The organism is Microbacterium sp. NPDC077391 (assembly GCF_040686955.1).
Lineage (GTDB): Bacteria > Actinomycetota > Actinomycetes > Actinomycetales > Microbacteriaceae > Microbacterium > Microbacterium commune.
In genome coordinates, this window is record NZ_JBFBMI010000001.1 from 345,189 (window position 1) to 357,979 (window position 12,791).

At 68.6% G+C, this 12,791-nt stretch carries 11 protein-coding genes; 4 read left to right on the plus strand and 7 right to left on the minus strand.

The genetic code is table 11. From position 1 onward, the window contains the following. Window positions 1-135: 135 nt before the first annotated feature. From AB0O65_RS01600 to AB0O65_RS01610, 3 genes are all read right to left on the minus strand, one after another. The gene (locus AB0O65_RS01600) at window positions 136-1,758 is read right to left on the minus strand and encodes an SPFH domain-containing protein (protein WP_313479083.1); all 1,623 of its coding nucleotides are present in this window, start codon (window positions 1,756-1,758) and stop codon (window positions 136-138) included. A 57-nt stretch (window positions 1,759-1,815) separates the two neighbouring features. Beyond that, window positions 1,816-2,244: a MarR family transcriptional regulator gene (locus tag AB0O65_RS01605; RefSeq protein WP_071642227.1), complete on the minus strand. Its 429-nt coding sequence runs from the start codon at window positions 2,242-2,244 to the stop codon at window positions 1,816-1,818. A gap of 214 nt (window positions 2,245-2,458) precedes the next feature. Further along, complete coding sequence (locus AB0O65_RS01610; protein ID WP_363382496.1) at window positions 2,459-3,568, minus strand: ROK family transcriptional regulator; 1,110 nt, start codon at window positions 3,566-3,568, stop codon at window positions 2,459-2,461. Between the two features lie 113 nt (window positions 3,569-3,681). Between AB0O65_RS01610 and AB0O65_RS01615 the strand changes: the two genes are divergently transcribed. Genes AB0O65_RS01615 through AB0O65_RS01630 form a run of 4 tightly spaced genes read left to right on the plus strand, consistent with a single transcriptional unit; the run spans window position 3,682 to window position 9,030 of the window. Continuing rightward, window positions 3,682-5,859 carry an alpha-galactosidase gene (locus AB0O65_RS01615; RefSeq protein ID WP_363382498.1) on the plus strand — a complete coding sequence of 726 codons (2,178 nt, stop codon included), beginning with the start codon at window positions 3,682-3,684 and terminating at the stop codon, window positions 5,857-5,859. Window positions 5,860-5,889: 30 nt separating this feature from the next. After that, window positions 5,890-7,176 (plus strand): extracellular solute-binding protein, encoded by a 1,287-nt coding sequence (locus AB0O65_RS01620; protein WP_363382501.1) that lies wholly within the window; start codon window positions 5,890-5,892, stop codon window positions 7,174-7,176. A 1-nt stretch (window position 7,177) separates the two neighbouring features. Next, entirely contained in the window at window positions 7,178-8,110 is a 933-nt protein-coding gene (locus tag AB0O65_RS01625) for a sugar ABC transporter permease (RefSeq protein WP_083428654.1), read from the plus strand. Then, window positions 8,110-9,030 carry a carbohydrate ABC transporter permease gene (locus tag AB0O65_RS01630; protein WP_363382503.1) on the plus strand — a complete coding sequence of 307 codons (921 nt, stop codon included), beginning with the start codon at window positions 8,110-8,112 and terminating at the stop codon, window positions 9,028-9,030. The genes AB0O65_RS01625 and AB0O65_RS01630 overlap by 1 nt, the downstream gene beginning before the upstream one ends. Before the next feature lie 41 nt (window positions 9,031-9,071). Here the strand turns inward: AB0O65_RS01630 and AB0O65_RS01635 are convergent, their stop codons facing one another. The 4 genes from AB0O65_RS01635 to AB0O65_RS01650 are packed head-to-tail and all read right to left on the minus strand — an operon-like array spanning window position 9,072 to window position 12,779. Continuing rightward, window positions 9,072-9,740: a response regulator transcription factor gene (locus AB0O65_RS01635; protein ID WP_363382505.1), complete on the minus strand. Its 669-nt coding sequence runs from the start codon at window positions 9,738-9,740 to the stop codon at window positions 9,072-9,074. Further along, window positions 9,737-11,056 carry a histidine kinase gene (locus tag AB0O65_RS01640; RefSeq protein WP_363382507.1) on the minus strand — a complete coding sequence of 440 codons (1,320 nt, stop codon included), beginning with the start codon at window positions 11,054-11,056 and terminating at the stop codon, window positions 9,737-9,739. Before AB0O65_RS01640 ends, AB0O65_RS01635 begins: the two co-directional genes overlap by 4 nt. Next, a complete protein-coding gene (locus AB0O65_RS01645) occupies window positions 10,999-11,844 on the minus strand; it encodes a hypothetical protein (RefSeq protein WP_363382509.1) in 846 nt (281 codons plus the stop codon). Before AB0O65_RS01645 ends, AB0O65_RS01640 begins: the two co-directional genes overlap by 58 nt. Continuing rightward, entirely contained in the window at window positions 11,841-12,779 is a 939-nt protein-coding gene (locus tag AB0O65_RS01650) for an ATP-binding cassette domain-containing protein (RefSeq protein WP_071642220.1), read from the minus strand. The genes AB0O65_RS01645 and AB0O65_RS01650 overlap by 4 nt, the downstream gene beginning before the upstream one ends. Window positions 12,780-12,791 lie beyond the last annotated feature (12 nt).

Genomic DNA, 12,791 nt, shown 5'->3' on the forward strand with positions numbered 1-12,791 from the left:
GGGCGGGGTCGGGTGCCGGATGCCGGATGCCGGGGCGGTACGAACCGGGGGCCGACACGCCAGATGTCGGACCGATCCTGCGAATCCGTCCGACATCTGGAGTGTCGGCCCCCGGTGTGGGCGGCCGGGAGCGCGTTACGCGCCGGCGCCGGCGGCGTCGGTCGGGTCGTCGAGGGTGCGCTCGACGACCGCGGTCGCCGCGCCGGGGTCGGGGGATGCCGAAGGCGAGGCATCCGTGGCCTGAGCGACACCGGCGCCGAACCCGCGGCCGACGGCCTGGCCCTGGATGATAGCGGCGAGGTCGAGACCGGTCGCGGCGCTCACGCTGTCGAACACCGAGCGCATCGCCTTCGCGTTGTCGCTGCCGACGACGCTGGACGCGCCGTCCTCACCGCTGCCGCCGATGATCGAGACGTTGCCGATGGCGGAATAGCCCTTGGCGAACTCGGCCATGATCTGGGGCAGCACCTCGAGCACGCGCTGCGACAGGAAAGCCTCCTGGTTGGAGGCGATGGCCTTGGCCTCGGCCTCGACGGCCGCAGCGCGCGCCTCGCCCTCCGCGCGGATCGCCTCGGCCTCGGCATTGGCCCGCAGGCGCCGAGCTTCCGCCTCGGCCTCGGCCTGCGCGCGCAGCGCGTTCGCATCACCGGTGGCCTTCGCCTCGGCTGCTGCGGCCTCACCGGCGGCCCGCGCACGGTCGGCCTGAGCCTGCTGCTCGGCGATGCGGGTGCGGGCTTCGGCCTGCTTGACCTGCTCGATCGCGGCGGCCTCAGCGGACTTCTCGCGGGTGAACAGGTCGGCCTGCGCGCGGGTCTCTGCTTCGTAGCGCTGCGCATCGGCGACGCGCTTGACGTCGGCGTCGAGCTGGGCCTGCTTGTTCTCGGCCTGCTGCTGGAGAACGGCCTGCTCTGCCTGCGCGCGGGCCAGCTGCTCGGCCTGCTCGGCCTCGGCGCGAGCCCGCCCGATCCCGGCGTTCGCGTTGGCGGTGTTGGTGTCGAGCGCGGTCTGCTCGATCAGGTTCGCCTCCTGGTTGGCGATGTTCTTCTGGTTGATCGCGCGGTCGGCGTTGGTCTGCGAGATCTCGGCCGCCTGGCGCTTCGCCTGGATCTCGGGTGCGCCGAGCGACTGGATGTAGCCGACCTTGTCGGTGATGCCCTTGATCTGGAACGAGTCGAGGATGAGGCCCTGATCGGCCAGCTCGCTCGAGACGTCGGCGGCGATCTGGTCGGAGAACTTCTTGCGCTCGCGCATCAGCTCGACGACCGACAGGGTCGCGACGATGCCGCGCAGCGCGCCCTCCAGCTGCTCGGTGGTGAACTGCTCGATCGCCTTGTCCTGCGAGGCGAACCGCTCGGCGGCGCGACGGACGTAGAGGGGGTCGGAGCCGATCTTGACGATCGCGACGCCGTCGACGTTGAGCGTGACGCTGTCGAGCGACTGCGCTTCGGCGTTCAGCAGCACCTGGCGTGAGCGCAGCGAGATGATCTCGTGGCGCTGCGTGATCGGGTTGACGAGCGACTTCCCGTTCACGATCACGGTGACGGGCGACTCGGCCATCTCCGAGCTCGTACTGCCGTCGGCGTTGATGACCGCGCGCTGCACCTTCTGCTTGCGGCCCGAGATGACGAGCGCCTCGTCGGCTCGGGCGACCTTGATCCAGCTGCGCGCGAACAGCAGCAGGATCAGTGCGACGACGATCGCGGCGACGACCGCGATTCCGATGATGACCAGGATGCCGAGTGCTCCGGCGATCTCCATGGTGACCTTCCCTTCCCCCTTGCAGGTGTCAGGTACACCCTGCCAGAGTCTCGGCGGTCACATCCCCCGCAGCTTCTCCGTGAGGCGGAGCAGCTGCGCGAGCTCGGCGTCGTCGAGGGGAGACATCTTCTCGGCGATGGTGCGGCCGTGCACCGTCGCGAGCTGACGGAACGCCTTGGCGCCGGCATCCGTCGCCGTGATCAGTGCACCGCGACCGTCGTCGGGATCTATCGCCTTCGTGATGAGGCCGCGCGTCACCATGCGGTCGATGAGCCTCGAGACGCTGGGCTGGCTGATGAGCGACTTCGCGGTGATGTCGCGCAGCCGAGAGGTCATCTCGGGCGCACGTGCGACGGTGAGGAGCACGTCGTATTCGCCCTGCGTGAGGTCGGATCCGTCGAAGTCGACGGCCATCTCCGCCAGCAGCTGGTGCTGCGCGCGGAACAGGCTCTCCCAGGCCTGCAGGGCGAGCTCGCGGTCGGTCATGCTCTCAGCGTAGTGTCGCGGGTCGACGTCGGGCGGCAGCAGTAAGGGCCGGTCGGAGAGGCTTCCGACCGGCCCTTGTCCCTTGCACCAAAGAGAGTCCTGCAATCACATGCGGTGGATGCCACAGCAAACATTCACCGTGTGATGAGCATATAACGACGAGGTAACGAATGCAACGGTTTGGTTACAAAGATTCAGTTGCACCCGGGACGGGTCAGCGACCGGCGCGATCCATCGACCTCTGGATGGCGACCGAAGCGGCTCCGCGCGCCCACGCCCGGAATCCCGAGGTGTCGACGTGGATGTCGAGTGGTGCGGCCTGTGCGTCGCGTCCGTCGGCGACGGCTCTGCGGATGACCTCCTCCGCCACCTCGAACAGGCCCACCCCGTCCCCGGCCAGCACGACGGCTGACTGCAGGCTGAGGTTCGCGGCGAGAGCCATCAGCTTTCCGAGTGCGATGCCGGCGGCGTCGACCACGGTGCGGGCCGCCGGGTGGTCGGCGGCTGCCAGCTCGAGAGTCTCCGCATAATCGACCGGTCGCCCGAGCGCGGCCGACATCTGGGCCGTGATCGATCCCGACGACAGCATGGCCTGTGCGCAGCCGCGATGCCCGTCGGTGCAGAGCGGCCCGTACGGATCGAGGGGGATGTGCCCTCCGGTTCCCGTGGTGGCGTCCGGTGTGCGGACGACCTCTCCGGAGACGACGAGTCCGTATCCCACGCCCGCTCCGATGGTGAGGGTCACGAAGCCGTCGAGTCCTCTTCCGACTCCGAACCAGCGCTCGGCCTCAGCCAGCGCGACGACGTCGTTCTCGACCGCGACCGGGATGCTCAGCTCGCGCTCCAGCGTGCGTCGAACGTTCACGTCGGCCCAGCCGAGGAACGGCGCGAATGCGACCACGCCGTCGTGCACGACCCCGCCGAGGCTCACGCCCACACCGCGAAGGCCGTCCAGGCCGAGACCGTGCACGGTCTCGACGACGAGCCGAAGAACAGCATCCGGCGAGGCGTCCTCGATCGTCCGCTCGTCGCAGGCGATCACCTCCGCCCGGATGTCTGTGCCGACGGCCACGATCTGATCGCCGGTGATCTTCACCCCGGCGAAAGATCCGAGACCGGGGGCGATGTCGAGCGGCCGTGTAGGTCTGCCGACGGAGCCGTCGGCGACCTCGTCGAGCTCCACCAGCAGGCCTCGTTCGAGGAGAGGCTTCGCCAGCCGCGTCAAGCTCGCAGGCGACAGCCCCAGCCGCGCCGTGAGATCACGACGTGACACCGGACCGTGGATCAGGACGGCGCGTGCGACAGCTGCTTCGCTCTCACTCATTCACCACTCCCCGCTTTTCTTTCATTCTGACATGAAGTGGGTGGGAGGATCGCGCTCGCTCGCGGGGAAGTGGACTCTTGACCTACCAGTTGTTTCCGTTGTAGAAATAACCCATGCTTCACCTCGAGGATGCGGTCTCCCACCCCGCCTACGCCGATTCGGTCGGACCGTCAGCCCCCGACGCTGTGCACCTGCGTCGCGCGGGGACGAGCGTCGTCGTCGACCTCGCCAGCGGCGAGCCGGTGATCGCCCACTGGGGCGAGGATCTCGGCGACGCATCGCACGAGACGATCGTCTCGCTCGCGACCGCCTCGCGCCTTCAGCGAGTGTCGGGTGGCCTCGACGAGACCGCCCGGCTCGGAGTCGTCGCCACGGCGGCAGCGGGGTGGCTCGGAACTCCCATGCTGGAAGGCCACCGTGATGGTGAAGCGGTGAGCGCGCTGCTCACGCTGACCGGCATCCAGGCGACATCCGATGCTCTCCAGCTGCACTTCGTCGACACCGAGACCGAGATCTCGGCGCGGCACGAGCTGCGCGTCACGGCCTCCGGTCTCGTGCGAGCCCGGACCACGGTGCGCAATGACGGTGCGGGCGTCTACACCGTGCAGGCTCTGCACACGGCGCTTCCGCTGCCATGGGACAGCACGGAGCTTCTCGACACGACCGGCCGTCACCTGCGCGAGCGCTCGGCGCAGCGCCACGAGCTGACCTTCGGCACGCATGTGCGGGAATCCCGCCGCGGGCGCCCCGGCGCGGATGCGACGCTTCTGCTGGCCGCCGGTGTGCCCGGCTTCGGTTTCGAGCGCGGTCGGGTCCACGGCATCCACCTCGCCTGGAGCGGCAACTCCCGCGTGTTCGCGGAACGCACCTCGACCGGCGAATCGTTCCTCGGCGCGGGTGAGCTGTACCTGCCCGGTGAGATCCGCCTGGGTCAGGGCGAGGAGATCTCCTCGCCCGAGCTGCTCGGGTCATGGGGCGACGGGCTGGACGAGCTCTCCGCGCGCTTCCACGCGGAGTGGCGCGCCCGCCCGCAGCACCCGACGCGTCCGCGGCCGATCACCCTGAACACGTGGGAGGCGGTCTACTTCGACCACCGACTTCCCAAGCTCATCGCCCTCGCAGACGCGGCCGCCGAGGTCGGCGTCGAGCGCTATGTCCTGGATGACGGCTGGTTCCGTCACCGCCGCGACGACACCGCCGGGCTCGGCGACTGGTATGTCGACGACACCGTCTGGCCCGACGGCCTGCACCCGATCGCCGACCATGTCGTGGCGAAGGGGATGGAGTTCGGCCTCTGGTTCGAGCCGGAGATGGTGAACCCCGACAGCGACCTCGCCCGCGCGCACCCCGAGTGGATCCTCCGTGGCCGTGTCGGGCTGCCCGCGTCCGCCCGCCAGCAGCAGGTTCTCAACCTGGCCCACCCCGACGCCTACGACTACATCCGAACCGTCATCGACGACATCCTCGACGAGTACCCCATCTCGTACATCAAGTGGGACCACAACCGTGACCTCGTCGATGCCGCCGCAGGCCCGGGCGGAGCCGGTCAGGTCCACGCGCAGACCCTGGCCGTCTACCGGCTGATCGACGAGCTGAAGGCCGCACACCCCGGCCTCGAGATCGAGAGCTGCGCATCGGGTGGGGCGCGAGTCGACCTCGGCATCCTCGATCGGACCGACCGCATCTGGACCAGCGACTGCCTCGACCCCGTCGAGCGTCTTGAGAACCAGCGCCACACCGCGCTCGTCGTGCCGCCCGAGATGATGGGCATGCACCTCACCACCCCGCACGTGCATTCCACCGGCCGCACCGTCTCGCTCTCCATGAGCGGCGCCGTCGCCCTGTTCGGCCACTTCGGCATCGAATGGGATGTCACGTCGCTGTCCGAGGCGGACGCCGCGGAGGTCGCCGAGTGGGTGGCGCTCGCCAAACGGGTGCGCCCCCTCGTCGCGACCGGCCGCATCGTGAACAGCGACGTCGCCGACCCCGGTCTCGACGTCCGCGGCATCGTGGCGGCCGACGCCGCATCGGCGTTCTTCACCATCACCCAGTCGCAGACTCTGATCTCTTCACCGACCGGGCGCGTGCGCCTGCACGGGCTCGAGGACGACCGCACCTACCGCGTGCGGGTCGTCACCCCCGGCGGGATCGTCTCCGCCCCTGCGCAGTCACCGCTGGAGTGGGCGCACCACGACACCGTGCTGACCGGACGGCAGCTCGCCGTGGTCGGCCTTCGTCCCCCCGTCCAGAACCCCCAGCAGTCCACCGTCATCGAGATCGCGACCGCGTAGTTCGCGACACCGCGCAAGGAGGCGCACATCATGAGACCCAGATTGCTCCGCACCGCCATCGCCGGCGCCCTCACAGCCGGGCTCACGCTCGCGCTGGGCGGGTGCGCCGGCAACGGCGCCGCCGATGTCACCACCCTCGACTTCTTCCAGTTCAAAGGTGAAGCGCTCGAGGACTTCAACGAGATCATCGCCGCGTTCGAAGCAGAGAACCCCGACATCAAGGTCGTGCAGAACCAGGTCGGTGACGCGGAGACTCTGATCCGGACGCTGCTCGTCAAAGACCGCACTCCGGACGTGATGACCCTCAACGCCAACGGGAACTTCGGCAAACTCGCCGAGGCCGGCGTCTTCTACGACTTCTCCGACGAGCCGATCCTGGACACGATCAGCCCAGGGGTTCAGGACATCCTCGCGGACCTCGGCAACCACGGCGACGAGGTGAACAGCCTCGGCTATGTGAACAACGCGAACGGGATCATCTACAACCAGGACATCTTCGAACAGGAGGGCCTCGAGGTCCCCGAGACGTGGGACGAGCTCATCGCACTGTGCGACACCCTCCAAGAGCGCGGCATCACGCCGTTCGCCACCTCGCTCGCAGAGAACTGGACGCCGATGCCGTCCTGGAACGGCATCGGCGCGTACTACGCCCAGGACGACTTCTTCGCCGAGATGCGCGCCGACGGCGCGAGCATCGGACCCGACTCCGCCGTCTCCTTCGAAGAGGACTTCCCCGAGGCGATGGAGCGTCAGGCAGAGCTGTTCCAGTACTCCCAGGACGGCTACCGCGGAGCCTCCTACGACGACAGCACGTCCCTGTTCGCCCAGGGAGGCGCGGCGATGATGCTCCAGGGCATCTGGGCGCTCAGCCCCGTCAAGGCGGTGAATCCCGACATCCGAGCCGGGATCTTCCCCTATCCCGTCCCTCAGGATCCGGCCGACCGGATGCTGGTCTCGGGCGTCGACGTCGCCGTGACGATGGCACGCGACACCCCGCACAAGGAGGAGGCGCTGCGGTTCATCGAGTTCATGTTCCGCCCGGACGTCATCGAGGAATTCGCGGCGTCGCAGACGATGATGCCGTCGGTCGAAGGAGCGCAGCTCAGCGACGACCCGGCGCTGCAGTCGATCGCCCCGTACTTCGAGAGCGGCAGGATCACGGGCTTCATCGACCATCAGGTGCCGACCGCGATTCCCCTCACCGGCGTCGTGCAGCAGTACCTCTACGACGGCGACGTCCAGGGCGCGCTGAGCACTCTCGACAACGAGTGGCGCAAGGTCGCGGTTCGCACGATCACGAAGAATGAGGAGGACTGAGATGGCCACCGTCAACGCCGACGGCACACGCCGCGCCGAACGGGTGCGGTCCGCGCAGCGGGCGTCGCGTCACCGCTCGAAGCTCGCGCCCCGCGCGTACTACTGGTTCGTCTGGCCCGCGGTCATCGCGTTCGCCGGCTTCCACACGCTGCCGGTCATCATCGGCGTGTTCTTCAGCTTCACGAACTACCCGGGCTACGGCACGTGGGACTTCGTCGGAACAGCCAACTACGTCAACATCTTCCGCGACGACCGCGTGCTGCAGGCCTACGGGTTCTCCTTCCTGTTCGCGATCGTCGCGACCCTCGCGACGAATGCGATCTCGCTCGCGATCGCGATGGGGCTGAACGCGAAGATCCGGGCCAGGAACTTCTGGCGCGGGGTGTACTTCGTGCCCTACATCCTCGCCGTGCTCGTCGTCGGATACGTCTTCCAGTTCCTGTTCTCGAACTCGCTGCCGAAGATCCTCGCGGGGGTCCCGGTCTTCCGAGACAACATCCTCACGAATCCCGACTGGGCATGGACCGCCGTCGTCGTGCTGGCGGTGTGGCAGGCATGCGCATTCGCGATCATCATCTACCTCGCCGGCCTCCAGACGATCCCCACGGACATCTACGAGGCGGCGTCGATCGACGGGGCCAGCCCCGCTCGCCAGTTCCGGTCGATCACCTTCCCGCTCATCAGCGCCTTCTTCACGATCAACGTCGTGCTGAGCCTGAAGGGCTTCCTGCAGGTGTTCGACCCGATCATCGCTCTCACGAACGGCGGACCGGGCACTTCCACGGAGTCGGTGACGATGCTCATCTTCCGCGGCGGGTTCTCCGGCGGCGAGTTCGCCTACCAGACCGCCAACGCGGTGATCTTCTTCATCGTCATCACCATCGTCTCGCTTCTACAATTCCGGGTCCTTCAGCGCAGAGAGGCCGACTTCTGATGTCCAGCTCCGTCACCACACCCATCGAGGCGAACGAGGCGACCACCGCTGTCGTCCTGCCGCGCACGCGCCGCTTCGCCGGCGGCGCGGATCCTTCCGACACCCGTCGCACCAACTGGTGGGCGACCGCGCTCATCGCGGTGTGCTCGCTGACGATCTTCATCCCGCTGTATCTCGCCGTCGCCGTCGCTCTGAAGACGCCGGCTCAGCTGGCAGCCGGCACCGGCTTCGAACTGCCGTGGCCGATCAACTGGCAGAATTTCGCCGTCGCGTGGGAGCGAACCGCTTTCCCGCAGGCGCTGCTGAACACGGCGATCATCACGGTCGGATCGGTCGTGTTCACGCTGCTCACGAGCTCGCTGGTCGCCTATGCGCTGGCCCGCAACCTGCACCGCCCGTTCTTCAAAGGCGTCTTCTACTATCTGCTGGCAGCGCTGTTCGTCCCGTTCCCGATCATCATGCTCCCGCTCGTGAAGCAGACCTCGGTGCTCGGCCTCGACAACCCCGCGGGCATGATCATCCTGTACACGATCTACGGTCTCAGCCTGAACGTGTTCATCTACACGGCCTTCATCCGCTCGATCCCGATCGAGCTGGAAGAGGCGGCCCGCATGGACGGAGCCTCGACGTGGCGGGTGTTCCGGCAGATCGTGTTCCCGCTGCTGATGCCGATGAATGCCACGGTCGGCATCCTCACCTGCGTGTGGGCATGGAACGACTTCATCATGCCGCTCGTCGTGCTGACCTCGCCCTCAGACCGGACGCTGTCGCTCGCGCAGTATGTGTTCCAGGGGCAGTACAACACCGACTACACGGTGGCGTTCGCGTCGTACCTGATGGCCATGGCGCCCCTGCTGATCGTCTACATCTTCTCGCAGCGCTGGGTCATCTCCGGCGTGATGCGCGGGTCGATCAAGTAGGGCTGACCAGAGGGATCGGCGCCGACGCGGGAAGGCACGCGTCAGTGCCCGACCACGCCCAGCTCGTAGGCGCGGATCACCGCATCCACGCGGTTGCGCAGCTCGAGCTTCGACAGCACCCGCCCGACGTGGGCTTTCACCGTCGAATCGCTCAGGTGCAGGGCCGTGGCGATCTCGCCGTTGGTGCGCCCCTGACCGATCAGCACGAAGATCTCCCGCTCCCGCGCGGTGAGTTCCCCGAGCGCGCGCTCCTCGTCGTCCGTCTGCCGTCCGCCCAGGTGGGGTGCGGCGGTCGCGATCAGGTGCGCGGTGATCCGCGGCGAGACGACCGCGTCGCCGGCGTGCACGGCATGGATCGCGGCGACGAGCTGCTCGGGCCTGGTGTCTTTCAGCAGGAATCCCGCCGCGCCGGCGCGCAGCGCGCCGAAGGCGTACTCGTCGAGGTCGTAGGTGGTGAGCACCAGCACGCGCGTGCGGGGCCGGCGGGCGAGGATCCGCCTGGTCGCCTCGATGCCGTCGGTGCCCGGCATCCGCACATCCATCAGGATCACGTCCGGATGCAGACGCTCGGCCGCACCGACCGCCCGCTCACCGTCGTCGGCCTCGCCGACGACGACGACGCCGGGCGTCGCATCGAGCATGAGCCGGAAGCCGTAGCGCACGAGCTCCTGGTCGTCGACGAGCAGCACGCGGATCTCGTCGTTCGTCATTCTCTCTCTCCCCGTTCGTCCCGTCGAAGGCGAGCGGAGGCCCGCCACCCTCCGCCGTGCGGGCCGGCCTCGATATCGCCGTCGTACAGCGCGACACGTTCTTGCATGCCTACCAGGCCGCGACCCGGCGAGCGCTCGGCGGTCGGCAGCAGCGGGGCAGCTGAGAAGTCCTGCACGATGATCCTCACTTCACCGTCGTGCCACGCCACCTCGACCTCCACGGAGCGGATCTCCCGGCCGTGTCGAAGGGAGTTGGTGAGCGATTCCTGCACGATCCGGTACACCGTCAGCCCGAGCGCAGCGTCGGCGGGCGGGCTGCCCGTGACAGCGAGCCGCACCGGCAGGCCGGCAGCAGCGAAATCCTGCACAAGCGAGGGCAGGCGAGCGGCGTCGGGTTGCGGAGCCTGCAGCACGTGCGGCTCGGTGTCGTCGGCACGCACGCTCCCGAGCAGCCGCCGCACCTCGCCGAGCGTTCCGCGTCCGGTCTCGGCTACCCGACCCATCGCCTCCTTCGCCTGCTGCGGCTTCTCGTCCGCGGCCAGGCGCGCGCCGTCCGATACGGCGATCATCACGGTCAGACTGTGCGCGATCACGTCGTGCATCTCGCGCGCGATGCGCTCGCGCTCCTGCGCGCGAGCCGTCTCGGCCTGCTGATCGCGTTCGCGCACCAGCTGCGCGGCGCGTTGCCGAAGCTCCCCGAGCTGGCGTCGACGGTGCCCCGCGTTGATCCCCAGCAGTGTCGTGATCAGCAGCAGCGCGGCGAGCAGGCTGAAGAAGTTCAGCCAGTCCAGCAGGGTGTCCCGCGCCTCGATCGGAGGCGCGGACCCGAGCATGTGCGGCAGTCGCGTGCCGCGCAGAGTGAGGGCTCTCGCACCCGCCGCGGCGAGCAGCAGCGCCACGCCCAAGGCCGACCAGGCCGTCATCGGCCGGGCTCGCAGTCCGACCAGGTACATCGCGCCGACCGCGAGCATCCCCTCGGCCCCCGATCCGACCGCCGTCGACGCCAGGGCGAGGGCCATCGCGCCCGCGAAGGCTGCGGGAGGATGTCGATGCCGCAGGACCAGCACGACGATCCCGCCCGCTCCGAGTGCGACCAGCGACCACAGCGGTGTGACGAACGGCGGCTCGAGCGAGAGTGCGGCCATCGTGATGGCCGTAATAAGGTACAGCGCCGGCAGCACGGCATCCGCGATCGAGAACCGGCGTGCCGGACGCGACGCCTCGGAGGAGGCGCCGCGCAGGCCGGACGATGCCGTGTTCAGACGTCCCCCCGGCGCAGACGCAGAAGACCGAGGAGCAGGAACGCGAGCGCCCACGCCGCGGCGATGATGCCGCCGGCTCCCCAGCTGATGTATCCGTCGACGAGGTTCACGAGCGCTCCTTGGTTCTCGGGTGCGTTGCTCATGGCATCCCCCGCCTTCGACATGGTGAGCAGCTGCATGTTGCGCACCGTCTGAGAGACCGGCAGCGCCGACAGCACCACCGGCAGCAGCAGCGTCAGAGTGACGGCGCCCGCGATGCTCGGCGCCACTCCGCGCAGCAGCGCGCCCATGCCCACCCCGAGGATAGCCGAGAGGCCGAGGTAGACCGCCGAGCCCGCGAACGCCGGCAGCACTCCCGTGGCGGTGAGCCCGACACCGAGGCCGAGCGCATCGAAGAACGGCAGGGTCGCGGCCCACGAGCCGAGCACGGCGAGCAGGCCTGCGGCCGTGACGGCGACGAAGGCGACGCACGCCTTCGCCAGCAGCACGGGGGTGCGCCTGGGCACCGCGACCATCGTCGGCTGGATCGTGCCGCTGGCGTACTCGCCGCTGACCAGCAGCACTCCCAGGATGACGGCGACGAGCTGACCGAACAGCACGGTGCCCACGGTGACCTCGTCGAGCATGAATCCGGTCGAGGGCTGGTCGGGGATCCCCGCACCGACCATCGTCACGGCCAGGGCCAGACTGGCGCCCATGCCGAGCAGGACGATCGAGACGAGCATCGCGACGTTCGAGCGCAGGCTGAAGAGCTTGATGAACTCCGAGCGCAGGATGCCGGGGAAGCTGAGCCTCGTAGGGGCGGGGATGAAGGTCGTGCGCTTGTGGTCGATGGCGGTCATCGAAGTGCTCCTGCGTCGGTGGCGGTCGAGGTGAGGGACGAGCGGTATTCGACGTCTCCGGCGGTGAGTGCGAGATAGGCGTCTTCGAGGGACCCCGACGAGGTCATGACCTCGTACAGCACGATGCCCGCAGCCGAGGCCGCCGCGGCGACGAGCTCGGCGCTCAGCCCGGTGATCTCATAGGCGTCGTCACCGACCGTCGACACCGACACATGAGCGTCGGCGATCGCGGCCATCAGGCGCGCTCCATCGTGGGTACGCACTCTCACCACCTGCCGGGTGACCTTCGCCACGACGTCGCCGACCGTGCCGTCGGCCAGAATTCGACCCCGCCCGAGGACGATCAGCCGGTCGGCGGTCTGCGACATCTCGCTCATCAGGTGGGAGGACAGCAGCACCGTCCGGCCTTCGGCGGCAAGCGTGCGCATCAGCGTGCGCACCCATCGCACGCCCTCCGGGTCGAGCCCGTTGACCGGCTCGTCGAGGATGACGATGCCCGGGTCGCCGAGCAGCGCCGTGGCGATGCCGAGACGCTGGCCCATGCCGAGCGAGAAGCCGCCCACCCGTTTGCCCGCGACCGACTCGAGGCCGGCGAGCTCCAGCACCTGGCGTACCCGCGAGGCGCCGATACCGTGCGTCGCGGCGATGGCGCGCAGGTGCTGGTACGCGGTGCGGCCGCGGTGGGCCGCCTTCGCGTCCAGCAGCACGCCCACCTCGCGCAGCGGTGCCCCGTGCTCGCGATACGCCCGCCCGTTCACCTGCACCGACCCGGAGGTCGGTCGGTCGAGGCCGACGATCATGCGCATGGTGGTGGACTTGCCGGCACCGTTCGGGCCGAGGAACCCGGTCACCTGACCGGGCTCGACGGTGAAGTCGATGCTGTCGACGGCGGTTCTGGAGCCGTAGCGCTTGACGAGCGCTTCGGCCGATATCACTGGTTTCTCTTT